Below are 26,996 nucleotides of genomic sequence, written 5' to 3' on the forward strand. Positions count from 1 at the left end.
CGGAATGACTGTTTCATATTGCCGCGATCGGTGTAATGACTATTAGGGCTTATAGATCGCCTTAATGCCGTTGTGCACGAGCTCCACCGCTTCGACGGCGACGTCGCTCGCGGCGGCGTTCAGCGAAGGCCCGGACCATTTCACCGGATAAGCCTCGAAGAAGTTCCACCGCAACAGCTCGGTACCGTCTTGCTTGTACAGAATGATCGAACCGCTCTTGCGCGTGACGCGTCCCTGCGAAGCCGAGTCGTACCACGACCACAGCTCTTGCGAAGACGAGATGCCTCTGCGCAGCACGATCGGAGGCGTACGCACGCCCTTCGGCAGCCGGTGCACGTATCCGTTCACGCCGCCTTCGCGATATTCTTCGAACTCCGTCTGGGATTCCAGCCCGATGACCTCGGAGAATCCCGCGACCAGCATGCCGTCCAGCTCTACCGCGAAGCGGTAAGCGCCGATGATTGCCGCCACCTATCGTCACCTCTTCCCGAACACGTCGAACACGTTGGCTTTGCTATCCGGCTCGTCGTTCAGCTTTTTGTTGATTTTCGATATTTCGTCGCACCACCTGCGCCGCTCGCGGTGGTCCATGTTCATGACGTCGTCATGGGCCCAATGAAAATAATAAGAAATGAAGCCGACTTCCTCGTAGATCCGGTCTGCCGGGTATCCTACGAGAGGCCCTCCGTTACGGATAAAAAATCGACTTCTACCTCGTACTCGTGATCGCATTTCGGACAGGACGTTTGCAATCTCGGCGGGTCCATGTCGTTAATGTGGCGGTACAGATTTTGCAGGTATGCGAGATCCGCGGTAAACAGCTTCTCGATCGTCTTCGTATCGAGATGCTTCAAATCTCCGAGCTTCGTCACGACGCGGGCCAGCAAGATGACCGTCAAATAGCCGGGGTTCTGCTGCACGCGCGGGTCTTTCATCGGAAGAATCTCGTCGGCCGCGGTAGCCAATCGCATGACGCCGCGCTTATGGAGATTGCCGTGATCGTCCACGAAGCCGCGGGGAAGTTCAAATTCATATTCGGTTTCGAACGCCATCGTGCGTATTCCTCGCTTCCGTAATTCTGTTTATAAACACAGAAAACAAGAGAGAGGGCCTCCCTTGTTTTCTGCATGAAACTGTAAATAGATAACGCCTTGCTCTTACGAAATCTTACGCCGTGCGCAACATGCCTTCGTGCGCGAGCTCGAGCAGCTCGATCGCGACTTCCGCGCCGGAGCCGTTGAAGCTCGGTGCAGTGTAACGCGTCGGCCAAGCTTCGATGACTTGCCACGTCGCGACGTCGCCGCCTTCTTCGTCGATGGCGATGATCGTAACCGTCTTGCGTTCGATCGTGCCCTCGAGGCACTCTTGAACCCACTCCCACAGCTCCATCGATTCCGTTGCGCCCCATTTGAGCGTGATGTTGCTGTAGCGGGCCAAGCCCGGCATTTTGCGAGGCGTGATGACGTCGTCGCCGTTACGGTATTGAACGACGTCGAACGATGCGTCGAATCCGGTTACTTCGCTGAAACCGGCTTGCTGAAGCCCTTCGATCTCGACGCGGTATCTAAAATTGCGGTATGGATCATTGCGTTCGCCTGCCATTGATATCCCCTTCCGATCCTATGGTTAGGCCCGCTGCGCGGGCGCCTGTTCAAAGCCGCTGCTGTTGCAGGTCGCGATCACGATTACGCTCGGCACCTCGCTTATCGCGAGGCGCTGCGTACATGACCTCCGTCACCTTATGCCCCGTCGCCCGTCTTCTGCGTGAAGCGGAATACGACGAACTCGGCCGGTTTAACCGGCGCGACGCCGATGACGCAGATGAGACGGCCGTTGTCGATGTCGTCCTGCGACATCGTGGAGCGCCCGATATCGATATAGAACGCTTCGGAAGCGCTCGAACCCATCAGTGCGCCGCCGCGCCATACGCGCGTAAGGAACGCGTCGATCGTCCGTTGCACGCGAGCCCACAGCTGCTCGTTGTTCGGTTCGAAGACGACCCAGTTCGTGCCGGCTTTGATGGACTCTTCCAGGAAGATGAACAGACGGCGAACGTTGACGTATTTCCACAGCGTGTTGGAGCTTGCCGTTCTGGCGCCCCATACGCGGATGCCTTGTCCCGTGAAGGAGCGGATCAGGTTCACGCCGATCGGGTTAAGAATGTCCTGCTCGCCTTTGTTGTATTGCACGTCGAGGCCGACGACGCCGCGCAGCACTTCGTTGGCCGGAGCCTTCTGCACGCCTCTCGTCGTATCGGAACGGGAGTAGATGCCCGCGATCGTGCCCGACGGAGGAACGAAAATGTTGCGTTTGTCCAGCGGATCGAATACCGACAGCCACGGATTGTACAGCGCGCAGTAGCTCGAATCGAACAGGTTGCGGTGGGTGATGACGTCCGCGACCTTCGTCTTCTCGCGAGGGATATCGAGAATCGCGAAGCGGCTTCTCAGGTTCTCGCAATGCGCCACGAGGGACAATTGAACGTTCGGATCCGTAACGCCCGGAATCGCCATCAGGCTGACGACGTCGTTATCGATGAACGCTTGGATGCCGGTACGGCGTCCAGGGCCGCGGTCTTCGCCGATGAAGTCGGAAGGCGAGATGCCGGATACGGCGCCGTCGCTGCCGCCCGCGAGGACGAACTCCAGCTTGCCGGATGCGCCAAGGCCCGTAACCGTATCGAACGGCGCTACCGCTTCGGTAGATACCGTCCGCGCGGCGATCGTGACGAGGTTCGAACGGCCGGCTACTTTATCCACGAAGCTTGGAGCTTCCGGATTCAGGCTTACCTTCTCGAACGTCTCCACTTCGTCGCCGTAAACGACGTTCAGCGTGAACTCGGAAGTCGAGAGCACTTTCGTAGGCAACAGAGCGTTGTCCACGACGTCGCCGGACAGCTCGTCCGCCAGCTCGATCTCGTTGTCTTGCACGGTGACGACGCGGTTGTACTGCACTTCGTCGCCGGCGTTGAACGCCACGACGTCGCCGGCGAAGAATCCGCCCGCGTTCTTGACGCGGTACCGTTTGCCGTTAGCCGCGTAGATCTGCGTCTTCGCCTTGCTGGCTTCCGTCGCGATGACTTTGATCAAGTTACCCCAAGTACCCGGGTTCTTGGCGACGATGGATAGCGCGGACGCTTCCCCGTCTTCGTTGGACGCGGCTTTGGCGTCAGACGGAGCGACGCGCATGACGTAACAGCGCGAACCGCCGTTCGTGAAGAACTGGTCTACCGCATACGCCAAAAAACGATATCCGCCATAAGCGCTCTCGGACAAATACGTACCGAAGTTGCGCTGGAAATCGGCCGGACTGGTGATCAGAAGCGGCAGTCCTTCGACGGCGCCTCTTTGAGCAAGGCCGATGAACCCCGCCGTGCTCGTGCTCACCCCTTCTAGCGGCTTCGAGCCGCTCTCGAACTCTTCCACGTATACCCCAGGCGACAAATACTCTGCCATGTTTCCCGGCTCCCCCTATGTACGTTCTAGAATGTATGCAACGCTTGTTGTTCGCAGGTCGGGCTTGCCAGTTCCTCCTCTCTGGAATGAACTTTATAATTTAGCCGGCCGAATGCGGCATGCCGCTCTAACCGACGTCACGCACCATGTTCAAATTCGCACGTCGGGAGCCCGCCGGATCTCTCCGCCGCCTCCCGACAGTCTCGCCGCCGTCTTCCGGTCTCCCGATCTTACTTCGACGACGGTCTGGAACTCCGTCGGAAGAATGCCCCGGAACGGAACGGTGACCGTCCCGTCCGCTTCGCTTCGGGTGACGGACGCGAGCAGCAGCCGCTCTCCGCGCGGCCATGTCCGGCCGAGCGGCGATGACAGCGCGACTACTTCTCCGCCGGCGGTATCGGCGAACGCCGATACGCTCGACCAGTCCGCGGCGCCGTCTTTCGCGCGCAGGACGAACGAGTCGCCCGGCAACAGCTTGATCGTCGCCGGCGAAACGCGCACTTCCGGCGCGCCGCTAACGGCCTGATCGTCGGCGATGCGTCCGCAGATCGCTCGGTCGTCGTCGACGTAGGCGCGCACTTCGGCGTCCTTGACCGGCCTCCCGGTCGCTTCGTCGACGATCCGGAAGCGCAGCCCTGCGGCGCCAGCGGGAACCGATCGGACCTTGCTCGGCATCAATCCGGCGGTCAGAATCGGAACCCCGTCCCGCAGCTCTATCTCCCGTTCGTAATCGAGATAATCGGGAGAAGAGACGGTTACCATGCACCGGTCGTACGCGTAGTCGAGGAAAGCATAGCTTCCGTCGCTCGTGCGAAGCGGCGCGCGGTTGTGGCCGCGAATGCCGACGCGGATCGATGCCGGCGCAGGCTCCTTGCCCGTCCACAGGTCTACGGCTCTTACGACGAGCGCGCACCGGTTCACGAACGTTGTCGTCTCGTTCCCCATCAACCGCCCCCGCCTTTGTCCTGCAGCGTGATCCGTCTCTCGATGACGCGCGGCCCGGGTTTAACTCGGTTCGATTCCAGCATCACCGGTCCGACCCGATACATCATGGACAGCTTGTACGGCGTGTCGCCGAACTGCCACGCTTGGGCGAGCTGATCCGACGAGTAGCTCTCCGACGCAATTCGCAGGTCCTCTTGATTATCGGCGAGCGTGCCTTCCAGATAGGCCCCCCGAAGCAAGGCGTTGTCGTACAGCACCTGCATCGTCCGGCCCAGGATCCGGTGCTCGTCCAACGCGCGGGATAGGACGTCCGCCGAGGAATGCGCCGTTATCAAGTAGTGCAAGTCGACCGCGAGCGGCGGGAACTTGAGCACTCCGCCCTGAGCGATCAGATCGTTCCGCCTGGACTCCCCGTTCTCCCTTACGCTGAACAGATAGAGCGACAGGGCGAGGTCGCCTTTGTCGACGGGGGACGCGATGCCGATGAGTTCGGGTCTGGGTACCGGGTCGGGACATAATTGCTCTCGCAACAGCTTCAGCAAGCTGGCGCCGGTATCCGCGATGACCGTATAGCCTCCGATGTCGACCCCTCCTCCGCAACAATCGTCATAATTCGATAGGAAGCATGATAATCCACGCTTCTTCTATTATAACTACCATTATTCGCCTTGACTACGAGATTGTTCGTTTTACTCCACGAAATATGGAAAAAAAGATTCTTTAACCAAAATTTTCCCCATCTTCCGAAGCTCTTGCCGCGCCGCCTTCACGAAATGCGTCATTCCGATCGCCGTTCCGTCCGCCGACGCGAGGAACGCCGACGCGAGAACGATGTTCTTCAGGTAGCCGCCGGACACCTCGAGCCGTTCGGCCAGGAAGCGCATGTCGAGATCTCCCGACAACGGCGCAGCCGCCGGCAAATGGTTTCGCAAGATGCGCTCCCTCTCCTCGATGCCTGGGAACGGGAACTGGATAATGAACGTCATCCGCCGGATGAGCGCTTCATCCATGTTGTTGATCAAGTTCGTCGCCAGAATGGCGACGCCGTCGTACGCCTCGATCCGCTGCAGCAAATACGCCGCTTCCATGTTGGCGTACTTGTCGTGCGCGTCCTTCACTTCTGTCCGCTTGCCGAACAGCGCGTCCCCTTCGTCGAAGAACAGGATCGCCCCGCTGTTCTCCGCCTCCGCGAACAGCTCGCTGAGCCGCTGCTCCGTCTCTCCGATATACTTGCTCACGATGCGCGACAGGTCGATGCGGTACAGCTCCAGGCCGAGCTCACCCGCGATGATCTCCGCCGCCATCGTCTTGCCCGTCCCCGGAGGGCCGGCCAACAGCAGGCTAAGCCCTTTGCCGTACGGCAGCTTGCGGCCGAACTCCCACCGCTCGAACACCGTCTCGCGGTTGAGGAACCGGTTGCAGGCTTCCCTGATCAACGCCAACGGCTCAGGCGGTAGAATCAGATCGCCGAGCTTGCGAGCGGCTTTGATCGGATCGGCCAACTGGGCTAGACGGTGGCGGTATTGCATGCGGGAAGCGTCGTCCAGCTCCTCCTGCGAAGGAGCGTCCGCGCCCCTTCCCGCGGCGAGCGCCAACGCCTGCCGCCACGCCTGCGCGATCTGGCCGGGCGTGAACTTGTACTTCTCCGCGAGCGACTTCAGCAGCTCGCCGGAAGCTTCCGCCCATTCCTCGCGTTCGGAAGCTTCCGCCCGCCAGAAGATGTCGCGCACCGAAGCGCCCGGAGGCTCGACCGATCCCTCGTACCGGACGCAGCCCGGCAGGGACGGCAGCTCCGCAGGCTGCCGCTTCGCGATCGACGTCCAGCAAGCGAGCGGCCGCGATGCGAACCTCGCGTACGTCGCGAAAGCTGCCCGCCAACCCTCCTCGTGCCTCGGCGCCGTGCCCGGCGCGTGCCCCATCGATTCGGACGCGCACAGCGCCGCGTCCGTCATGACGGCCTCTCGCGCCGCCGCGAATAACAATTCCGCCGCTCGGACGGAATCCGAGGGCAGCCTATCGGCATGCACGACGAGCAGCCGTTGACGCCGGGCCGAAGCGAGTCGCCACAGGCGAAGCTTCTTGCCGATGCCCGGCTGTCCCCACAGATGGACGAACGGGACGGAATCTCCCAACACGTCCGAATCTCGCAAGCCGGCAAGCGCCGCCGTCGCCCGGTCGTCCGCCGGGACCGGCGGCAGCTTGTCCACCCAGGCCGGGGCGAACGCTTCGGCCACGTCCGCCAGCCTGCCGTCCGCCTGCTCCGAGCCGAGCAGGAAGCTGACCGTCCGGAGATCCAGCCGAAGCGCCGAAGTCAGTCCGGCCCGGCCCGTATCGGCGAACGGCTTCGCGTCGTCCTTCTCCAGCAGCAGCGAGCGGAACGCCGAGTTGCCGCTAAGCGCCGCGCGGGCGGAGGCCGCCTCGGCCGGGGAGTCGCATAGGAGGCGCAGCGCGATGTCCAGCGTCGGCGCCTTGTTCGTGACGTCGTCGTTCAAGTAGGCGTACCACTTCTCGTATTTGCGATGTATCTCGGGCGCGACGCAGAGCACGAGGCACCGCCTCTCCCAGACCGTGAGGCGAAGCGACCGACAGAGCCGCACGATCGGCAGGTCGAGCCCTTCGTTCCATGAAGCGGTCGCGCGTTCGGCGATCTTCCGCTCCGTATCCCGTCTGCGCTTCGCGTACTTCTCCCATTCGTCTCCCCGATCCTCGGGGACATCCGCCAGCTCCGCCGCCGTCACCACGAGACCTCTCATTCCCGTCTGCGCGAGCGGGTCGGCGTCCGGCTTGCCGCCCCCGATTACCATGAGCGCCTCGAGACCGGCGTCCAGCCATTCAAGCTCCGCGTCGAGATGTTCGCGGCCGTCGCGAAATGCCGTCGTCATGTCCATGCTCTCCTTCGCAATCGGTCAATCCAGCCGAAGTCCGTAGATCAACCGGTCTTCGCCCTCGTAATAATAGTCCGGGCACGTCCCGTACAGCCGAAACCCGTGCTTCGCGAACAACCTGCGAATCGAGGCGTATTCGGGCAGGCTGCACGTGAACGTCATCACGTATCTCGCGCCTTCGGAGCGCAGCGTCGACAGCATCTCCGAGATGAGCGCCGTCGCGACGCCCGACTTGCGGTAAGCGCGATGAACGACGATATAATCCCAGCTATAACCGCCGGTTCGCTGCTCGTTCTCCGCGACGCAATTGATAGCGATCACGCGCCCTTCTTCGTCGCGGACGTGCCAGAGGACGAGTTCCCCCCGCAGCGCCCGATAAGGCAAGCTTCGGAAATGCTCCACCTCGCCCGGCGTATGCCGGTTATCGTCGAACGAGTCTTGCGAGAACAGAAACTCGACGATCCGGCTCGCCTCTTCTTCGCTGTTCACGCGTTCCACCGTATAGGCATCCGTGTCCGTAATTCGCATCTCGCACCTCCTCCAAGCCGTTCAAGCCGATGTTCGTTACATCGCCAGCGTTCCGTTCCAACCCGCTTGCGAGCCCTTCTGGTAGTATTCGTCGCATAAGTAGAAGTAGAGCTTCGCCGCCTTGTCGAGACGATTGAGCTTGATAACCTCGACGAACGTCTCCCTCGCGTCGAAGAATCTTCCTTCCTGGCAGAGCAGGAGCCCCCGCTCGAACAGCGCTTTGGTCCGGTCTTTCGCCAGGCGTACCGTGTCCGGATCGCCTTCGTACACGTCGATCAGCTCGACGGCCTCGCCATGGCCTTCCGGCGTGATCCGTCCGAGCGAGCGGTGGCGGAACCGTTCCGGCTCGCGCAATTGCTCGAAGAACGTCTTCGTGACGAGCACGGTGCTGCCGAGCTCCGCGGACAGCTTCTCGAGCAGCGCGGTCAGATGAACGTCGTCGGAGATGACGTTGCCTTCCCAGCGGCGTTCTTCCCCGATGATGCCGAGCATGAGCGGCCCTTTGTGGATCGCGATGCCGATGTCGACCGGTTCGTACCCGGCTTTGCGGCGGTCTTCGTTATATCGCCCGAGCTCCCTGCGGATCGTGACCGCCGATTGCAGCGCCTGCTCCGCGTATCCCGGATACAGCGCCATGAACCCCGCGCCGAGATACTTGCTGATGAGCCCGTCTTCTTCGCGTACGATCGGTCCGAACCGGCGCAGGAACGAATTCATGAAGTCGAAGTTGTCCTTCGGCGACAACGTCTGCGCGTAACGGTGGAAATCTCTTAGATTCGCGACCATGACGGCCATGTTCTGCTGCACCTGATCGCCTAGGCGAATGTCCAGGATGCCCTTCTTCCCGAGCGATTTGAAGATTTGCTGCGGCACGAACCGGAACGAAGCTTCCGAGAACTGCGTGATGTCGGCGATATATTGGCGGATGTAGCGGGCCATCCGGTTGAATTGCTCGCCCAAGTCGCCGACTTCGTCGCGGCTTCTCAGCTTCACTTCCGTATCCCAGTTGCCGTCGGCCATCGCCATGACGCTCCGTTGCAATTTGCGCAGGGAGGACAACAGCAGGAACGTGACGAGTAAAATGACGAACAGAAGCACCGACGTAATAATGACGATGTTCTGCACGATATTCGTATAAATTTTGCGGTTCGCCTGATCGAGAACGCTCATGTCCCGGCCCGTCTCGTAAATGCCGACGACCTGTCCCGAATTGTCGTACACCGGGCCGATCGCGTACAGCCACTTGCCGTTGGCGTCTTCCCATTGCCCGGATCTCACCATGCCGTCCTTCCGGACCGCCTCGTTCTCTTCGTTCGTCTCGAACGGCTTGAACATGTTGACGCCGTCGTCGTCGTCCATGATGATGTTCAGTTGGTCGCCTTCGTACTTGTACAGCGTGCTGTACAAGCCTTGCCGGTCGTTCGCGTACTCGCCTTCGAACAAGAAGTTCATCTTCGCGCGAATCGCGTTGTAATCGTCGTTCCGGAAATCCTGCGGCGATTGGATGCGTCCCAACGCGTCGCCGTCGATCAGGTTCTGGCCGTTGCGCGCGAGCAGCGACAGCTCCCGTTGCATCTCTTGCTCCATGCGCGCCGAGAAACTGTCGTAGATGAAGTTCGCGAGCAGGAACATGCACGCGACGATGACGGGCGCCGTCACGACGATCATTTTGAAGAAGAGCGACATCTTGCGCTTAAGCGTGTGGATATAGACGGCGCGGAGGCTGTACAGAACGAGGATCGCCGCGGCGACCAACACCGCCCACCTCAGCCAATCCGCCGTCTTCTCGTCTCCGGCGTATTCCGCCTGCGCCCACGCCCCGGACAGCTTCGCGTCCGCGTCGAACCGGAGCACCCGGTCGCTGAGCGCGGCGATGAAGCCGCCGTCGGACGTCGACGCGACGTCCATCAGCTCGTAGCCTTCCGCTCCCGGCGCGGAACGTTCCAGATCCTCGCTCGCCGCCAGCACGCGAATGCCGTCCGCCCGCCCCGGCTCCAGCACGGTGACCGCGTTAAGGGACCGGTCGACGAACGTCAGATGGCCTTCTTGCCCGAGCGACAGCCGCTCGGGGAAGTTTTTGCGGGTGCGTTCCATGTTCTCCAGCGGATAGACGAGCTTGCTCTCTCCGGCGGCGGACACTTGGAAGACCGCGCCCTTCTTGGTCGAATAGTAGATTTGGCCCGGGCTCGTCCCGACGATCTCGGACATGTACCGGTTCTTAGGCAGCAAGAACGAGAACTGCTCTTGCGGCTGTCCGCCCGCGAGCGAGATTCGCATGAGCGACACTTTGTCCGCTTCCGCGACGAAGAAGTACAGGTCGTTATGCAGCACGCGGAGCGCCTTCAGCTGTCCGATACGCTTGCCGCTGCCGTCGCCCTCCCAGTCGTACAGTACGGCCCGGTGTTTCCCGGCCGCGTCGTAACGGACGATCTGCTCCCGTAGCACGTATAACCCGTAGTCGTCCAGCACCGTATCGATCGCGTACACGTTCCCGGCGCCGTCCGTAACGACTTCCGTGAAGTCCCGGCGCTGCCCGGATTCCGAGGACGATCTGCCTATGTTCGCCTGCAGCACGCCGTCCGGGGACAGCTTGAGGATCCGTTGCTTGGAATCGCTAATGGCAACGAGCGACGCGTCCGGGCTTTCCCCGGCGCGGGATAAGTTCTGCAGCGCGAAGCTGTCCGTCCACGGCGCGGTCGACAAGCCGTGCGCGGAATCGATCCGGTAGAGCGAGAGCGCGGAGAGCGCCAAGGCGAACAGCAATAGTATAGGAGCGAGCTTTTTCATAGAATCGGATGTCCACATCCCTTGTTCGACGATAATTGCAGAGAATCTTCCGCATGCTAGTTACTACCATGGTACTATATGTCACGTTTTTTTACACTCTATTTTCTATTATAAAATGACATTATTCGTACGATGTTGTAGTATAGAGGAAGATTGTGTCACGTCGAAGACACGGCTTAGGAGCCGTGCGAGAGGAGTTGCCATGGGACAGCTCGTATGCGGCGGAGCGGCGCTTCAATGCTCGTTCGGCCTTGCTCCCGGAATGCTTAACGTATTGCCGGTCAACCGGACGTTGACGGCCATGCCGATCGCCAACATCATGGATAACAAGCCGTTCGTCAATATTGCGCCTTTCGGTATGTGTCAGTCGATGGCGAATCCGGCCGTCGCCTCCGCGACAGCCGCGGCGTTAGGCGTCTTGACGCCGATGCCTTGCACCCCGGTAACCGCGGCCCCTTGGGCGCCGGGCTCGCCGACCGTGCTCGTCGCGAACATGCCCGCGCTCAACAACTCTTCCAAGTGCATGTGCAACTTCGGCGGCGTCATACAGATCGTCAATCCTGGCCAAGTCACGATACAGGTGCCCTAATGATCGAATCCATCGTCAAACCGTTTATTAAACCGATCCAAAAACGGATCTTAATGCCTCTGAAGAAAGCCAAGACGCTGCCGAAACTCATTCTCAAATGGCTCGTCAAGTGGATGAAGACGATTCTCGGGGGACGCCTTCGCTCGCTCAACGACTATTGGCGCTTCGGTACCGTCTACATCGCCAAGAAGATGTTCGTCTTCGTGCTGCTCATCTCCCTCGTTCTCGTCTTCTTCATCTTCATTAAGCCGCCGAAGTTCGTCGACAAGTGGTTCGCGAAGACGCCGAAGATCGAAGCTTCCGCCGCGCTGGCGCAAGGGCTGTCCGGACCGGCCGTCATCCTCGACGAGCAAGGCAACAAGCTGTACGAGGGTCCGCTCGAAGCCGGCCAATTCTCCGGCTCCGGCAAGCTGTTCGCGCCGGACGGCTCGCTCGTCTACGTCGGCGATTTCGCCAAAGGGCTGAAGAACGGCAAAGGCGAGCTATATGGAGCCGACGGCAAGCTGCTGTACCGCGGCGACTTCGTCGACGACCAATATTCCGGGGCCGGCACCCTATTCGCTCCGGACGGAAGCGCGTTGTACGAAGGCGCGTTCCTGGCGGGCAAGTACGAAGGGGCAGGCACGCTCTATTCGGCGAAGGACGTCCCGCAGTATACCGGCGCGTTCGCCGCCGGGATTTATCAGGGCGAAGGGAAGTTGTACGATTCCGGCGGCAAGCTCGTCTACGAAGGCGGCTTCAACGCCGGGAAGTACGAAGGCGCGGGCAAACAGTACGGAGCGGACGGCACTCTGCGTTACGAGGGCAACTTCCTAGGCGGGTCGCTGAACGGAGAAGGAACGGAATACGACGCGAGCGGCGTCGCGATCTACAAAGGATTGTTCCAATTGGGCAAGTACCACGGCGACGGGTCGCTCATGAACGCGGCGGGGACGGCCGTCTATACCGGCAAGTTCGCCATGGGGGTCAAAGAAGGCGACGGCCAAGCGTTCGACGACGCGGGCATTCCGGTGTACGCCGGCAAGTTCCGCGCGGGCAAATACGAAGGCGTCGGCACGCTGTTCGATGCCGACGGCGTCGCGGCTTACAAAGGATTTTTCCGGGAGGGGCGCATCGATCTCGCCGGCTTCGTCGGCCTGTCGGCTTCCAAGCTGGCGGAGCTGCTCGGTCCGGCCGACGCGCCTGCCGATGCCGCGGTCGAAGACGTTCCCGTCGAGGAGACCCCGGTCGAAGAAATCCCGGTCGTAGAGACGCCCGAGGAACAGCAACCGGCCGCTTCGCCGGAGGCGCCTTCACCTTCCGCTTCGCCGGAACCGTCCCCGGAGTCAACGCCGGCCGCGACGGACGAAGCTTCCGAATCGGCATCGGGCGAAGAGGCGGCTAAGACCGACGCGGACAATGCCGACGCGCCGAAGCAGACCGTGGAAGTGAATGCGCAGGCGGTTCAGAACGAGCCTACGGCGGACAGCCAGATCGTCTTGGATCCTTTGCTGGCGAACGAGACTCCGGCTCCGATTACGGCGACTTACGCGGCGCATAGCCTGTCCTTTACGCTGGAAGCGAATGCCGACAATCCGGAGGCTTACTCGGTAACCGAAATCCGCACGTGGAACCCCGTCGCTCTGAAGGCGGTCCAAGACCAGCTCGCCGCGGCCGAACGGACGGGCGTGCGGATGGATCTGACCGGCGGCAAGCACGAGATGACCTATGCCTGGAACGACCGCCTATACGTGTTCACGTTCAACAAGGACGTTCCCGTCCGGCTGATCGTAAGACCTACGGCCGTTTCCTAATTCGCGGGTGTTCTTTTCCGTTTAGCCGGCGGCATCGTTTAGCGTTATTTTGTTCCCGTTCCCGTTTTTCAAACCGGCCTTAATAGGCCGATCAAGGGCTTCGCTTCGAGCGGAGTCCTTTTTTTTGCGCGCATGCCTGACAAATCTTCGACGGAAGACTATAATAACAAGGATACGTTTCCTATCCATCGAATGTTCTTGAGGTGCTTGAATTGACCATTATCGTATATGATCTCGAAATGACGGTGAGGCGCAAGAAGGGCCAGATCGCCGAAATCATAGAAATCGGAGCCGCGAAGGTCGGCGTCGTGGACGGCGCGCCGCAAATCGTGTCCACCTTCCAATCGTTCGTCAAGCCGGTCGTCGTCGCTCAACTGACCGCCGATACGACTTCCTTCACCGGCATTACGCAAGACAACGTCAACGAGGCGGGCACGCTGTCGCAAGTCGTGCGCGAGTTCTCCGATTGGATCGGGCAGGAAGAATACTTCCTCTGCGCTTGGGGTCCCGACGACCAGCGCCAGCTCGTGCAGGAATGCCGCCAGCATCAAATTCCGACCGAGTGGATCGTCAACCACAACAATCTGCAGAAGATGCTCTCCAAAATATACAAGCTCGAGAAGCACCAACAGATGGGGCTCAAGCCGGCGCTGGAGATGCTCGAAATTCCGTTCGAAGGCTCCCATCACCGCGCGCTGGACGACGCGATGAATACGGCGCAAATTCTCGTCAAGCTGTACGATAAGCTGCAATTCCGCCACAACAAGCTGAGCGAGGAAGCGAAGATCGAGAGCGAGGTCGTCTACAAGACCGACCATTACGAGAACTTGCCGTTCGCCGGGCTCGCCAACTTGTTCCCCAAAGACTAACGGCCATGACAAAGGGACGCTTACGGCGCATCGGCAGACCGATGCATCGCAAGCGTCCCTTCGCATGCAACCGAAAAAGGATACAGCTCCAATCTCCGCGGAATTGCTCATCTAACGGCGCGTGGTATCGCTACAGCTTCGATCTCCGCAGTTCCGCCCATCTAACGGCGCGTGGTGACGCTACAGCGTCGATCTCCGTAGATTCGCTCGTCTAACGGCGCGTGGTGCCGCTACAGCTTCGATCTCCGCAGATCCGCCCATCTAACGGCGCGCGGCGCCGCTACAGCGTCGATCTCCGCAGATCCACCCATCTAACGGCGCGTGGCGCCGTTACAGCTTCGATCTCCGCAGATCCGCCCATCTAACGGCGCGCGGTACCGCTACAGCTTCGATCTCCGCAGATTCGCTCGTCTAACGGCACGCGGTACCGCTACAGCTTCGATCCCCGCAAATTCGCTCGTCTAACGGCGCGTGGCGCCGCTCATTGCCCCCTCAGCAATCGCAGCGGCGGCTCATCGAGTAACAGCCGGCGGGCGCCGTCCCATGCCGCGCGGATCAGCCGCTCCAACCGCCATGCCGCGCCGCCCGCCGCTTGCACGACGATGCCGTAGCGAGCCGTGTGCGATACGCCCCATACGACGCCCTCGGCTTGCTCCGGCATCGACTCGAGCCATTCGCGCAGCTTCGCCGCCGTCTCCGCGTTCACCCGGTCCGAGAATACGGAGAACGATCCGAGGTGCGTCGCGTCGCCGAAGCATCCGGCCGTCTTGAGAGGCAACCGCTCCGGCTCCCAACGGTTCCGTTGGTAATGTACGAGTTCCCCGTCATGCCGCACCGTCAGCCGGTTATCGTACGCCGCGAACGCGAACGATTCGCCCCGCGACAGCCTTCCCGGACTGAATATATCGCTCAGCATGCAGATCGCCCCATCTTGCAGGTCGACCTCGGTATCGGCGAACAAGCGCGCGTCCCTGAACAGCATGACCGGCTCCGGCATCCATTCGAAGACGGAACCGCGCGCCAGAGAGAACCGTTGCTCGAGTCGCGAATGACCGTCGCCGCACGGATGCACGCGCGTATAGGCTTGGTTCGTCGCGTACAGCCGGACGCCGTCCTCCAGACGCCAATCGAATCGGTAGTTGTCCCCTTCCAATAAGCCGGGCGATACGTCCATTTGCACGACCGCCAGCTGCTTCGTTCCGCCGGCGTCCAGGAGGAACGACTTGGCGATCTTCAGCGGCGACGTATGGTAGCGGGACACCAGAGCCGGGTCGCCGTTCACGAATCCGGCTACTGCTCGCAGATCCGCATGGCGCGTCGAAAGCCCCGGTGCGATCGCCGCGTTAGACGGCGGCCGCATGGCGCCCGGCCTCCCGGGCGACCCAACCGGCCACGACGTCGAGCCCATCGCCGGCGAACAAATTCGTGAACACGAACGGACGGTCTCCGCGCATCCGCTTGGAGTCGTCTTCCATGACCTGAAGGCTCGCGCCCACGTGAGGCGCCAGATCGATCTTGTTAATGACGAGAAGGTCCGAACGCATGATGCCCGGCCCGCCTTTGCGAGGGATTTTCTCGCCTTGGGCCACGTCGATAATATAGATGAACCGGTCCGCGAGCTCCGGGCTGAACGCCGCAGCCAAGTTGTCGCCGCCGCTCTCGATGAAGATCAAGTCGAGGTCGGGGAACCGCCTCTCCAGCTCCTCCACCGCTTCGAAGTTCATCGACGCGTCCTCGCGAACGGCCGTGTGCGGGCAGCCGCCCGTCTCGACGCCGATGATGCGCTCCGATTCCAGACATCCCGTGTCCGTCAGAATGCGCGCGTCTTCCTTCGTATAGATATCGTTCGTGATGACCGCGAGATTGAGCTTATCCTTCAACTGAAGCGCGAGCTGTTCGACCAGCTTCGTCTTGCCCGATCCGACCGGACCGCCGATGCCGATCCGCATCGGACGTCCGCCGGTGAGCTCCGGCGTCTCCCAGCCGTGATGATGATGTTGTCCTTCTTTGCCTTGGCACATATGCATTCCTCCGTTAATTATCGTATGGGTTAAGACATGAACAACCTGGAATACAGCGTCTCGTGGCGCATCATCGCCAGATCCGCGAGCGGCATGGCGCCGTATGCGTCTTCCGGCGCCATGTCCCGAACTTCGGCCCACGCTTGCCCGATGAGCGGGAACAGCGACGCCGTCATCCGCTGCGCCTCCGTCTGTCCCATCGAGATCAATCTCAGCCCCGCGTTGACGGTCGTTACGACGCAGGCGTACAAGTACCCTTCGGCTGCGCGGTCGAGCGAAACGCCGAGCTCCCTGCAGATGACGGCGTAAGCCAGCGGATAAGTACCGAAGCATCGCCCCTCCCGCGCCGCCTCCGCCACATGCCGGACGCGCAGCTCCGGGAACAGCTCGGGCGCCAGCTTGAGCAGCCTCCGGCCCATTTTCTCCATGCCGTCCCTCGTCTCCGGAGCGATTCGCTGGCAATGGACGAGCCGCTCGATGCGATACGCATATGCATCCCCGTCCGGATCTCGGGACGCGAATGCAGCCTTGACGACCATCAGATCGCTTGTCGACCAGCTATGCCGGAGCATCCCTTCCAAGTAAGCGCGCAGCTCCGCGCCGTCCGTCACCTTGCCGTCCTGCACGAGCGTCTCCAAGCCGAAGGAGTGCGCGAAGCCGCCGATCGGGAGCGCCGAATCGAGCAGCAGTTGCATGGATAGCCATGAGTCCGGGCCGGGCGCCGGATCTCCCTTGAACGTCATTGCCGTCGACCTCCTCCGATCGCTTGCTTAGAACAAGAAGTACCGCTGCGCCATCGGCACGACGGAGACGGGCTCGCAGATCGCGAGCTCGCCGTCCACCGTCACCTTGTACGTATCCGGATCGACTTGAATGTCGGGCGTCGCGTTGTTGTGAATCATGTCTTTCTTGCCGATATCGCGGCACCCCTTCACCGGCTCCACCCGCTTCTGCAAGCCGAGCTTCTCCACGATGCCTCCATCGAACGCCGATTGGGAGACGAAAGTAATGGCGCTCTGCGTCAACGCCTTCCCGTACGAAGCGAACATCGGGCGGCCCATTACCGGTTGCGGCGTCGGAATCGAAGCGTTCGGATCGCCCATCTGCGCGAAGGCGATGCTGCCGCCCTTAAGGACGAGATCCGGCTTCACGCCGAAGAACGCCGGCGACCAGACGACGATGTCCGCGAACTTGCCCGGCTCGAGCGAGCCGACCAGATGCGAGATGCCGTGGGCGATCGCGGGATTGATCGTGTACTTGGCGACGTACCGTTTAATGCGGCCGTTGTCGCCGTCTTCCCCGTCCTCCGCGAGAGGTCCGCGCTGCATCTTCATCTTGTCGGCCGTCTGCCACGTCCGCAGGATCACTTCCCCGACGCGGCCCATCGCCTGGGAGTCGGAGCTGATGATGCTGAACGCGCCGAGATCGTGCAGGATGTCTTCCGCCGCGATCGTCTCCGGCCGAATGCGCGAATCGGCGAACGCGACGTCTTCGGGTATGCGGCTGTCCAGATGGTGGCATACCATCAGCATGTCGAGATGCTCCTCGATCGTGTTGACGGTGAACGGCCTCGTCGGGTTCGTCGACGACGGTATGACGTTCGGCTCCCCGGCCGCCCGGATAATGTCCGGCGCGTGACCGCCGCCGGCGCCTTCGGTATGGTACGTATGGATCGTGCGTCCGCCGATCGCCCGCAGCGTATCCTCGACGAAGCCCGCTTCGTTGAGCGTATCGGTATGGATCGCGACTTGAACGTCGTACTGGTCCGCCGCCGACAGGCAAGCGTCGATCGCTGCCGGCGTCGTCCCCCAGTCTTCGTGAAGCTTCAGTCCGATCGCGCCCGCCTCGATCTGCTCGACGAGAGGCGGCAGCGACGAAGCGTTGCCCTTGCCGAGGAAGCCGAGATTCATCGGGAACGCTTCGGCCGCTTCCAGCATGCGCCGCAGGTGCCACGCGCCCGGCGTGCACGTCGTCGCGTTCGTGCCGGTCGCCGGCCCCGTGCCGCCGCCGATCATCGTCGTGACGCCCGACGACAGCGCCGTCTCGATCTGCTGCGGGCATATGTAATGGATATGCGTGTCGATGCCGCCCGCCGTCACGATCTTCCCTTCGCCGGCGATCACTTCGGTGCTCGCCCCGACGATCAAGTCCGGATGAACGCCCGCCATGATGTCGGGATTGCCCGACTTGCCGATGCCGACGATATGTCCGTCTTTAATGCCGATATCGCCCTTAACGATGCCGGAATGGTCGATCACGACGGCGTTCGTGATCAGCGTGTCGAGCACGCCTTCGCTCCTGACGGCCCGGCTCGATTGGCCCATGCCGTCGCGAATGACTTTGCCGCCTCCGAACTTGCACTCGTCTCCGTATACGGTATAGTCGCGCTCGATGACCGCCCACAACCCGGTGTCCGCCAAGCGGACCGCGTCACCTGTCGTCGGGCCGAACATGTCCGCGTAGTGCTGCCTATCCATTCGCATGCCAAGCTCTCCCCCTCTGCCCGCGATCTCTTTACTCCGCCGATAGCGCTTGCCACTTCGCCAACCGTTCCGCCGCGTCTTCGGGCATTTCCCCCGACGCCGTTCCGTTCGACAAGCCGTTCAAGCCGTAGCTTAGCTTCGAACCGGCGAGTTCCGTCAGCACGACGGGCTTCTCCTCGCCCGGCTCGAAGCGCACGGCCGTCCCTGCCGGAATGTTCAACCTCATGCCGAACGCTTCCGCCCGGTCGAACCGCAGCGCGCGGTTCACTTCGAAGAAGTGGTAATGAGAGCCGACCTGCACCGGCCGATCGCCGACGTTGTTCACGAGCAGCGACACCGTCCGCCTGCCCGCGTTCAACTCGACTTCTCCGGCCCTCGCTCGAATTTCTCCTGGAATCATACGCGTCTCTCCTTCGTCAAGGTATCGGCCTGTGCACCGTCACGAGCTTCGTTCCGTCCGGGAACGTCGCTTCCACCTGCACTTCGTGAATCATCTCGGGAACGCCTTCCATCGTCTGATCGCGCGCGAGCAGCGTCGTCCCGTAGGCCATCAGCTCCGCTACGGTCCGGCCGTCCCGCGCGCCTTCCATGATCGCGGACGTAATGATCGCGACGCACTCGGGATAGTTCAGCTTCACGCCGCGCGCCAACCGCCGTTGGGCCAAATCCGCGGCGACCGTGATCAGCAGCTTCTCTTTCTCGCGTTCGGTTAGGTTCACGCGACTGCACCTCCTTGCAACTTTCTTCCATTATAGAAAAGCAAACCGTCGAAGTAAATCATTTATGTAATGTTTTATTACATGTCAAGCAAAAATATTGTGATTATTTGCGAATCCCCACCTAATATGTAACATGTAAATGACATAAACAACCCAATCGATCCCGGGTATCTGCAAGCTAGTCAACCCCTCTACATCTATGATAAACTCAAGGATATGACTATCAGGAATATTCCTTGAAAGAGAGGGACAACCCATGTCCGCCAAAAAAATGCGTTCAGACATGATCACCAAAGGCTTCGACCGCGCTCCCCACCGCAGCTTGCTGCGCGCGGCAGGCGTTAAAGAGGAAGATTTCGGCAAGCCCTTCATCGCGGTTTGCAATTCTTACATCGATATCGTTCCGGGCCACGTTCACCTGCAAGAATTCGGCAAAATCGTCAAAGAAGCGATTAGAGAAGCAGGCGGCGTTCCTTTCGAATTCAATACGATCGGCGTAGACGACGGCATCGCCATGGGCCACATCGGCATGCGTTACTCGCTCGCGAGCCGCGAGATCATCGCCGACTCCGTCGAGACGGTCGTGAACGCGCACTGGTTCGACGGCATGGTCTGCATCCCGAACTGCGATAAGATTACGCCGGGAATGCTCATGGCGGCCCTCCGCATCAACATTCCGACGATCGTCGTCAGCGGCGGACCGATGAAAGCCGGCCGCACGAGCGACGGACGCGCCATCTCCCTTACGTCCGTATTCGAAGGCGTAGGCGCCTACATGTCGGGCAAGATCGACGAGAAGAGCTTGACCGAGCTCGAACAATACGGCTGTCCGACTTGCGGCTCCTGCTCCGGCATGTTCACGGCGAACTCGATGAACTGCTTGTCCGAAGTGCTCGGCCTGGCGCTCCCGGGCAACGGCACGATTCTGGCCGTCGCCGAAGAACGCAAGGAATTCGTCAAGCAATCCGCGCGCCAGCTGATGGAGCTCATCAAGATGGATCTCAAGCCGCGCGACATCGTAACGAAGAACACGATCGACAACGCCTTCGCGCTCGACATGGCGATGGGCGGCTCGACGAATACCGTTCTCCACACGCTCGCCTTGGCGCACGAAGCGGACATCGAATATCCGATCGAGCGCATTAACGAAGTCGCGAAGCGCGTCCCTTACTTGTCCAAGCTCGCGCCGGCTTCCGACCACCATATCGAAGACTTGCACAACGCGGGCGGCGTCAGCGCGATCATCAACGAGCTGCTCAAGAAGGACGGCGCGTTGTTCGGCGACGAGATGACCGTATCCGGCAAGACGCTGCGCGAGAACGTCGCCGGCTGCGAGATTACGGACCATAGCGTCATCCGTCCGATCGACGATCCGCACACGAAGGAAGGCGGCTTGTCCGTCATGTTCGGCAACTTGGCTCCGGGCGGTTCGATCATCAAGGTTGGCGCCGTCGACAAGTCCGTAGGCGGTTACCACCGCGGACCGGCCATCTGCTTCGACTCCCAAGACGAAGCGCTTGCGGGCATCGCGAACGGCAAAGTCAAAGAAGGCCACGTCGTCGTCATCCGCTACGAAGGACCGAAGGGCGGTCCCGGCATGCCGGAGATGCTTGCTCCGACGTCGCAAATCGTCGGCATGGGTCTCGGCACGAAAGTCGGCCTGATTACCGACGGCCGGTTCTCCGGCGCGTCCCGCGGCATCTCGATCGGCCACGTGTCCCCGGAAGCGGCCGAAGGCGGACCGATCGCCTTCGTCAACGACGGAGACATGATCGAGCTCGACATGAACAATCGCAAGATCACGCTCGAAGTGAGCGACGAAGAGCTCGAACAACGCCGCGCGAACTGGCCGGGCTTCGAATTGAAGATCAAACGCGGCTATCTGGCCCGCTACGCCGCTCTCGTCACGAACGCTAGCCGCGGCGGCGTCATGAAGATGTAATCGAACGACATAGCGTCGCGACAAGAAACGGTTGGATGGAGAAGTTCTCCGTCCAACCGTTTTTTTCGCCGTTAGGCGTTCGGAAGCTTGAGTACGACCGTCGCCGGCGCCGGCCGTCTCGCCCACGCCTCCATGATCTCGCGCGCGACGCGATCCCACGTGAAGTTGCTTTCCACGAGCCGCCTTCCGCGCAATCCCATCTGCCTCGCCCCGTTAAGGTCCGCCAGTATCGCGTTAAGATGACTCGCGTATTCCAGCGGGTCGTTCGGATTGTGGATGAGAACGCCGTTATCGTTCACGATCACTTCCGGATTGCCGCCTCTGGCCGTCGTCAAGAACGGCAAGCCGGCCGCCATCGCCTCGAAGTGAACCCTCGCGAGAGGCTCCTCCCAGATCGACGTGCAGACGAACACGTCGCCCGCGTAGAACCAGCGGTGCACCTCGTGAGCCGGCACGTACCCCGTCATGATGACCGGAATGTCCGACCTCGCGGCGAGCGCCCGCATGTAGCTGACGTAATCGCTGAACGCCGTTTCGTTATGATACCAGGTCCCCCCCACGATGACGAGTACGGCATCCTGGTGCTTGACATGCTCCAGCGCCTTAATAAGCACGTGAGGGCCTTTGTTCCTCGTTAACCGGCCTACGAACAGAATGACCTTCTTGCCCGCGATGTCGTATTGGCTCCGAAGTTCGTCTCTCGCCGCGCGCGTCGCCTCGGACTGCACCCAAGGCGTGAACCGCGAGAGGTCGACGCCCGAATAGATCGTGCGAACCTTGGTAGCCGCTTCGGGAAAGTATTCGCAGATCGTCCTGCCGATATAGTTGCTTATCGTAATGATCCGTTCCGTCTGCTCGATCGTCGATATGCCGTCCTCGAAGGCGATTTTCTCCGGTTTGAACATGTCGTTGTGCATGCTCAGGAACAAGCGCGCGTTAGGCGCCGCTTCCCGAACGGCTTGGATGAGCTTCGGCCGATTGAATACATGGATAATATCGTACCGTTCCGTCGTCGAGCGCAAGTAATCGAATACGTTCTGCGTATATAGCTCGAACGAATCGTCGGAACGCACGCGGATGTAACGAATGCCGTCCACCGTCTCGTCGTCCGGCAGCTCCGGATCCGTGCGCCCCATTATCGTAAGCCTGTGATGGCGGCCGATAATGGAAGCTACGCCGCATATATAGGTTTGAATTGCTCCGCCTCTAATGTTCGGAACCGGCAACTTCTCCGTGCAGATCATTAAGACGTTCAACAACCATTCTCCTTTCGATCGCTTACGCCTTTAGGCGCGCTTGGCCGCGATGCGGCCTCTCTTCTTGGTAGCTTTGCGTTTCGTGACGCCGGCCGTTCTGCGGGCGACCGAACGGCTCGCCGCGGTTTTGCGGGACGCTTTGGAACGAACGGCCGCCTTGGTTACGCGCTTGCGTGCGGGCAGCTTCGGCTTGCGACGGCGAACGGCTGGCTTGCGCCTGCGAAGCCCGCCGATCCGGCGGTTGGCGATCCTTCTCGGCGACGCCGCGGGAACGAACGGGTTCGTTGCCGGGGCAGGAACCGCGGCGGCCGCGGGGACCAAGGCAAGAGGTGCCGGAGACGCCGCGAATGCGCCGGACTCCGGCGATTGCTGCATGGAGTCGAGCTGTCTATCGCGCTGCCATTCCTCGAACGCGGGCAGTTCGGAGCCGACCGCTGCAGGCACCGTCTCTTCTTCGCGAAGCGAAGGAGCCTCGGCCGCTTCGGCCTCGAAGGCGACGGCATCCGTAAGCGGCGCTTCGGCTTCGAACGCGATCGGTTCGCCCTGCGGCGTAATCGAATCGACCTCTTCGCTCTCGAAGAGGAGCGGCTGGAACTCCGTCGCGGCTCTTTCCGCCAGCGCCCGTCTCCGCGCTTCTCTCTTCTCCTCGAGCGTAAGCTCCTCGTAATCGCCCGGTTCGTAGTTGTCCGCGTCGGACAGAAGGTCGGCGATTGCCGCCTTCTTGCTCTCCTGCGTCATCAGCACGCGAGCGAGTATCGGCTCCAATTCCGTGTTCATGAACAGGACCGGATCGAAGATCATTTCCTTGATATGTTTGTAGAATTCGTTAGGGAAAGCCATGTCGATCACGAGCAGCTCGAACGTTTCCCGGTCGATCGGATTGGCCCTGTGGTAAGCATCGATGAGCCTTCTCACGATCTCCGTGTCCCAATTGCCCATATCGTCCATCATGCTCGTAATGATTTTACGCAAGTCGCGAATCGGGAAGTCGTAGGATACGCCGTCAAGGTCGATGACCCATATGCCGCCCGGCCCCAATTGTCCGTTCGAGAAGCCGTAATCCTGGTGCACGAGGCCCCAATGCTGCTCGCCTTTGTCGACCATTTTGCTGAAGCTCGATTGCTCGAACCTCGCCAACCCTTCCCGGGCCTCCTGCTGGAATTGCTCGACGACCGACAGCAATCGGCTTGCGCCGGCCGCTTCCGGATATGACCGGGCCAAGTCCCGGAACCATCCGATCTTCTCGATCATTTTCGCGTAATATTTCGGCCAGTGGTGAATCCGCGACGCCTTCTGGGCCAGCTCGGGCGCGACGTAACCGCGCGTCGACCGGTGAAACTCGCCAAGACCGTAGACGAGCTCTTCTGCCCCTTCCACGTCGACTTTGGACGCCGGAACGAGCGCGATCCAGTCCGTCACGATCCACAGTTTACCGCCGGCTTCCGTGTACAGGTCGCCATCGATCGTCTCGATGAGCGCAGGCACCCGGGCGCCTTGCTCGACGAGCCATTTTTGAGCGTATACGCTGAACAAGCTTCTGCGCGGCTCGCGGTGAAGCACCTTCAAGCTTCGCGGGCCTTTGTCGGTCTCGAGCTTCCAGATCGCCCCGCCTTTGTCCGGCTTGGAGGTGATCAGGGTCATCTCGCTTACCTTCATTTCGTAGCGGGTCATTACCTCGCGCGCCATTGCTTCGATTTCCGGGGGAATATAGAATTCTCGATCAACTCCGAATGGGACCGACTCGTCATGGTCCCACGGAACGATACGATACTCCTCCACCTGCATCTCCTCCAGCCCCATTTGCTTTTCCGTTGCATACGTCAGTATATGGGGGCGAATAGGGCATGGCTTGGGTAATCGCCACCCTCGCGATAGATTCGCGTTTACAATCTAGTGACGACTAATGCCGTAATAGGAATATCCCAGTTCGGTCAAGCCGGGTCCGTCGAGCGCGTTGCGACCGTCGAACACGACATGGCCGTTCATGACGGACTTCATGCGGCCCCAGTCCGCCTCGCGGTATTCCGGCCACTCCGTGCACACGATGACCGCGTCCGCCCCGTGCAGCGCTCCCTCGACGGTGTCGAATTGAACGATGCCGAGCGAGCGGAAATGCGCGGGAAGAACCGCCAACGGATCGTGAACGTGAATGGATGCTTGCTTGGCAAGCAGCTCGGATAACAATACGAGAGCCGGCGCTTCCCTCAAGTCGTCCGTATCGGGCTTGAACGCGATTCCAAGCACGACGACCGTCATGCCGGCGAACGACGAAGGAAGCAACCGCTCCCAACGGTCCAAGGCGTGCAGCGGCTGCGTCCGGTTTACCCTGGCGGCTTGCTCGATGATCGTGAGCCGTTGCTTGCTCGCGGCCGCCGTATGGACCAGCGCGTCTACGTCCTTCGGAAAGCACGAACCTCCGTAGCCGATGCCCGCCCGAAGGAACAGCGAGCCGATTCTCGGATCAAGGCCCATGCCGCGCGATACTTCCCCGATGTCGATTCTCAGCTCGTCGCACAATCTGGCCAATTCGTTGATGAACGATATTTTAGTTGCCAGAAAAGCATTCGAAGCGTATTTAATCATCACGGCCGCTCTAGGCGTCGTGACGATCTTCGGGCAATCGATCGCCTCGTAGAGGGATAGCAGCCGCTCGGCGGCTTCCGCGGAATCGCTGCCGACGACGATTCGGTCGGGAGCGAGCGAGTCGGCGAGGGCGGAGCCTTCGCGCAGAAATTCCGGATTCATGACGACGTCGAACGGAATCGGCGACGATTGCTTGCCGGCGATCCATCCGGCGACCCGTTCGTTCACCCCCACGGGCACGGTGCTCTTGATGACGACGAGCGTCGGGGCTTGCATATGCCGGCCGATCCACTCGGATGCTTGGCGGATCGCGTTCAGGTTGGCGCTGCCGTCCGAATTCGAAGGCGTGCCGACGCACAGGAAGATCGTATCGTGCTCCCGGATCGACGATTGCTCGTCTTGAACGAACCGTATCGTCCCCAAGGCGAGATGCTTCTCCAATACCGGCTGCATGCCCGGCTCGTAGATCGGCAGATGCCCGCCGTTCAACAAGGCGATCTTGCCGGGGTTCGAATCGAATCCGGTCGCGGGGATGCCCAGCTCCGCGAACATGATCGCGGTCGTAATGCCTACGTAGCCTGTACCCATTATCAGGATGCTCATCGGGAAGCCTCCAAGCGATTCATGTAGTAGGAGTGCCTCGGGCTTACGATCGCTTGACGAATCGTTTCGTTCATCGCGCCGTAGCCCGCGAGCACGATGCTGTCTTGGACGGTGCAGTCCGTTAACCGGACATGAGCGCCGATCGAGGCGTAAGGGCCGATCGTGCAGTTATCGAGCACGGCTTGATCGTCGATAGATACCGGTTCGACGATCGTGCAGCCCGCTGCCGTCCAACGTTCGTAAGGTCCTCCCGTTCGGACGGACTGCTCCAGCATCCATCTATTGGCGATCAGCCACCGATCGGGCCTTCCCACGTCGGAGTGCTCGCGGTCCGTAATACGGCAAGAGATCGGATCGTTCTCGCGAAGCATCCACTTGATGGCGTCCGTAATCTCGTATTCTCCGCGCGCGGAAGGTTCGATCGAGCGAACGGCCTCGAGCAGCCTCGGGCCGAACGCATAGGCGCCGAGCACGGCCAAGTTCGTCTTCGGCTGATTCGGCTTTTCTTCCAATCCGACGAGGCGTTCGCCCTCGATCTCGGCGATGCCATAGTCGCGCGGATTCGCGACGGCGCCGATCAGCAGAGCCGCTTCTTGGCGATCGACGACGATCGAATCTCTCAAATTCTCGAGCGAATCTTCGATCAGATTGTCGCCGAGCAGCAGGATGAAGGAATCGTCCCCCAGAAAATCGCCGGCAAGCCTGACCGCGTCGGCGATCCCTTTCGGATGGTATTGGTAGATGTACTGGATGTTCGCCGGCCATTGGTCTCCGCGGCCGACCTGCTTCATGAACGACGATTTATGGGCGGGCTGAATGACGATGCCGATCTCCTCGATGCCGAGCCGGACGAGCTTGTCGATGCAATAGTGAACGATCGGTTTGTTCGCCACCGGTAGCAGCACTTTCGGCGTCACGCGCGTGAAGGGCATGAGTCTCGTCCCGTTGCCGGCGCCCAATATTAAGCCTTTCATCCGCATTCTCCCTCGTTATGTGACAAAGATGAATTATCGTAACCATAAGGAATGGTGATATAAGCTATGAGCATGGGGGCATGCGGGGAAGGGCTAGTATCAACGCTCGCAAAAATAGTCGTACGTACCCCCTCCATCCGCCTATGACCAAAACGGGCGTCCGGCCATACAATACGAGTGATTCATCATGCGCAAATCGAAAGCGGGAGGAATGGAACGATCATGGCGGGCAAAGAAATCGTAGAGAAGTTTCTCGAATCCAACGAGGAGATCGTCGAAGTTCAAGTAGAATACAAAGACGGCAGCAGCGCCGACTATTCGTTCGAACCGGAGGAGAACGGCGTGCCGAGGGATACGGCGATCGCGTCGTTCCTGGATACGGTGGATTGGGACGCCGTCGAAGAGGTGGAAGCCGAGTACTCGAACGGAGACAAAGTCGAAATCGATCTCGATCCTGGAGATGACGACGATGACGATGACGATGATGATGATGATGACGATGATGATGACGATGATGATGACGACGATGACGACGATAACGACGATGATGACACCACGGCGTAA

General features: G+C 60.6%; 25 protein-coding genes. 5 read left to right on the plus strand and 20 right to left on the minus strand.

Annotation, left to right across the window (positions count from 1 at the left end; translation table 11 throughout):
- Nucleotides 1–42: 42 nt before the first annotated feature.
- The 10 genes from ACFQZG_RS21555 to ACFQZG_RS21600 form a co-directional block, all read right to left on the minus strand.
- The gene (locus tag ACFQZG_RS21555) at nt 43–471 is read right to left on the minus strand and encodes a phage tail protein (protein WP_378156292.1); all 429 of its coding nucleotides are present in this window, start codon (nt 469–471) and stop codon (nt 43–45) included.
- 6 nt (nt 472–477) lie between these two features.
- Nucleotides 478–732 carry a DUF6760 family protein gene (locus ACFQZG_RS21560; RefSeq protein ID WP_378156294.1) on the minus strand — a complete coding sequence of 85 codons (255 nt, stop codon included), beginning with the start codon at nt 730–732 and terminating at the stop codon, nt 478–480.
- Complete coding sequence (locus ACFQZG_RS21565) at nt 672–1,052, minus strand: phage tail assembly protein (RefSeq protein WP_378156296.1); 381 nt, start codon at nt 1,050–1,052, stop codon at nt 672–674. The genes ACFQZG_RS21560 and ACFQZG_RS21565 overlap by 61 nt, the downstream gene beginning before the upstream one ends.
- A gap of 115 nt (nt 1,053–1,167) precedes the next feature.
- Nucleotides 1,168–1,602: a phage tail protein gene (locus ACFQZG_RS21570; protein WP_378156297.1), complete on the minus strand. Its 435-nt coding sequence runs from the start codon at nt 1,600–1,602 to the stop codon at nt 1,168–1,170.
- A gap of 137 nt (nt 1,603–1,739) precedes the next feature.
- Nucleotides 1,740–3,455, minus strand: coding sequence for a phage tail sheath family protein (locus ACFQZG_RS21575; protein WP_378156299.1), 1,716 nt, complete (start codon nt 3,453–3,455; stop codon nt 1,740–1,742).
- 150 nt (nt 3,456–3,605) lie between these two features.
- Nucleotides 3,606–4,400 carry a hypothetical protein gene (locus ACFQZG_RS21580; RefSeq protein ID WP_378156301.1) on the minus strand — a complete coding sequence of 265 codons (795 nt, stop codon included), beginning with the start codon at nt 4,398–4,400 and terminating at the stop codon, nt 3,606–3,608.
- On the minus strand, nt 4,400–4,942 hold the full coding sequence (locus ACFQZG_RS21585) for a Pvc16 family protein (protein ID WP_378156303.1): 543 nt from the start codon (nt 4,940–4,942) through the stop codon (nt 4,400–4,402). Before ACFQZG_RS21585 ends, ACFQZG_RS21580 begins: the two co-directional genes overlap by 1 nt.
- Before the next feature lie 147 nt (nt 4,943–5,089).
- Nucleotides 5,090–7,282, minus strand: a complete 2,193-nt coding sequence (locus ACFQZG_RS21590; protein WP_378156305.1) for an ATP-binding protein — start codon at nt 7,280–7,282, stop codon at nt 5,090–5,092.
- Between the two features lie 24 nt (nt 7,283–7,306).
- Nucleotides 7,307–7,813 (minus strand): GNAT family N-acetyltransferase, encoded by a 507-nt coding sequence (locus ACFQZG_RS21595; protein ID WP_378156307.1) that lies wholly within the window; start codon nt 7,811–7,813, stop codon nt 7,307–7,309.
- A 36-nt stretch (nt 7,814–7,849) separates the two neighbouring features.
- Nucleotides 7,850–10,600: a HAMP domain-containing protein gene (locus ACFQZG_RS21600; protein WP_378156309.1), complete on the minus strand. Its 2,751-nt coding sequence runs from the start codon at nt 10,598–10,600 to the stop codon at nt 7,850–7,852.
- Nucleotides 10,601–10,802: 202 nt separating this feature from the next.
- On the opposite strand from ACFQZG_RS21600, the gene ACFQZG_RS21605 reads away from it, so the two are divergent.
- From ACFQZG_RS21605 to ACFQZG_RS21615, 3 genes are all read left to right on the plus strand, one after another.
- Nucleotides 10,803–11,189 (plus strand): DUF4280 domain-containing protein, encoded by a 387-nt coding sequence (locus ACFQZG_RS21605; RefSeq protein ID WP_378156311.1) that lies wholly within the window; start codon nt 10,803–10,805, stop codon nt 11,187–11,189.
- Nucleotides 11,189–12,982 carry an MORN repeat-containing protein gene (locus ACFQZG_RS21610; protein ID WP_378156312.1) on the plus strand — a complete coding sequence of 598 codons (1,794 nt, stop codon included), beginning with the start codon at nt 11,189–11,191 and terminating at the stop codon, nt 12,980–12,982. Before ACFQZG_RS21605 ends, ACFQZG_RS21610 begins: the two co-directional genes overlap by 1 nt.
- Before the next feature lie 203 nt (nt 12,983–13,185).
- Nucleotides 13,186–13,851 (plus strand): 3'-5' exonuclease, encoded by a 666-nt coding sequence (locus ACFQZG_RS21615; protein WP_378156314.1) that lies wholly within the window; start codon nt 13,186–13,188, stop codon nt 13,849–13,851.
- A gap of 481 nt (nt 13,852–14,332) precedes the next feature.
- On the opposite strand, the gene ACFQZG_RS21620 is transcribed toward ACFQZG_RS21615, so the two are convergent.
- Genes ACFQZG_RS21620 through ACFQZG_RS21645 form a run of 6 tightly spaced genes read right to left on the minus strand, consistent with a single transcriptional unit; the run spans nt 14,333 to nt 19,074 of the window.
- Nucleotides 14,333–15,211 (minus strand): urease accessory protein UreD, encoded by an 879-nt coding sequence (locus ACFQZG_RS21620; protein ID WP_378156315.1) that lies wholly within the window; start codon nt 15,209–15,211, stop codon nt 14,333–14,335.
- Nucleotides 15,195–15,872, minus strand: coding sequence for an urease accessory protein UreG (gene ureG / locus ACFQZG_RS21625; RefSeq protein ID WP_378156317.1), 678 nt, complete (start codon nt 15,870–15,872; stop codon nt 15,195–15,197). The genes ACFQZG_RS21620 and ureG overlap by 17 nt, the downstream gene beginning before the upstream one ends.
- 29 nt (nt 15,873–15,901) lie before the next feature.
- Nucleotides 15,902–16,615 carry an urease accessory protein UreF gene (locus ACFQZG_RS21630; RefSeq protein WP_378156319.1) on the minus strand — a complete coding sequence of 238 codons (714 nt, stop codon included), beginning with the start codon at nt 16,613–16,615 and terminating at the stop codon, nt 15,902–15,904.
- 27 nt (nt 16,616–16,642) lie between these two features.
- Complete coding sequence (gene ureC / locus ACFQZG_RS21635; protein ID WP_378156524.1) at nt 16,643–18,349, minus strand: urease subunit alpha; 1,707 nt, start codon at nt 18,347–18,349, stop codon at nt 16,643–16,645.
- Nucleotides 18,350–18,386: 37 nt separating this feature from the next.
- Entirely contained in the window at nt 18,387–18,755 is a 369-nt protein-coding gene (locus ACFQZG_RS21640) for an urease subunit beta (RefSeq protein ID WP_378156321.1), read from the minus strand.
- 16 nt (nt 18,756–18,771) lie between these two features.
- Nucleotides 18,772–19,074, minus strand: coding sequence for an urease subunit gamma (locus ACFQZG_RS21645; protein ID WP_378156323.1), 303 nt, complete (start codon nt 19,072–19,074; stop codon nt 18,772–18,774).
- 256 nt (nt 19,075–19,330) lie between these two features.
- On the opposite strand from ACFQZG_RS21645, the gene ilvD reads away from it, so the two are divergent.
- Nucleotides 19,331–21,016, plus strand: coding sequence for a dihydroxy-acid dehydratase (gene ilvD, locus ACFQZG_RS21650; protein WP_378156325.1), 1,686 nt, complete (start codon nt 19,331–19,333; stop codon nt 21,014–21,016).
- 71 nt (nt 21,017–21,087) lie between these two features.
- On the opposite strand, the gene ACFQZG_RS21655 is transcribed toward ilvD, so the two are convergent.
- From ACFQZG_RS21655 to ACFQZG_RS21670, 4 genes are all read right to left on the minus strand, one after another.
- Nucleotides 21,088–22,272, minus strand: a complete 1,185-nt coding sequence (locus tag ACFQZG_RS21655) for a glycosyltransferase family 4 protein (RefSeq protein WP_378156327.1) — start codon at nt 22,270–22,272, stop codon at nt 21,088–21,090.
- 30 nt (nt 22,273–22,302) lie between these two features.
- Nucleotides 22,303–23,958, minus strand: coding sequence for a CotS family spore coat protein (locus tag ACFQZG_RS21660; RefSeq protein ID WP_378156329.1), 1,656 nt, complete (start codon nt 23,956–23,958; stop codon nt 22,303–22,305).
- Nucleotides 23,959–24,162: 204 nt separating this feature from the next.
- A complete protein-coding gene (locus ACFQZG_RS21665; RefSeq protein WP_378156331.1) occupies nt 24,163–25,458 on the minus strand; it encodes a UDP-glucose dehydrogenase family protein in 1,296 nt (431 codons plus the stop codon).
- Complete coding sequence (locus ACFQZG_RS21670) at nt 25,455–26,432, minus strand: sugar phosphate nucleotidyltransferase (RefSeq protein ID WP_378156333.1); 978 nt, start codon at nt 26,430–26,432, stop codon at nt 25,455–25,457. Before ACFQZG_RS21670 ends, ACFQZG_RS21665 begins: the two co-directional genes overlap by 4 nt.
- A 222-nt stretch (nt 26,433–26,654) precedes the next feature.
- On the opposite strand from ACFQZG_RS21670, the gene ACFQZG_RS21675 reads away from it, so the two are divergent.
- Entirely contained in the window at nt 26,655–26,996 is a 342-nt protein-coding gene (locus tag ACFQZG_RS21675; RefSeq protein WP_378156335.1) for a hypothetical protein, read from the plus strand.

Origin of the sequence: Cohnella sp. GCM10027633 (assembly GCF_042675445.1) — a bacterium.
Lineage (GTDB): Bacteria > Bacillota > Bacilli > Paenibacillales > Paenibacillaceae > Cohnella.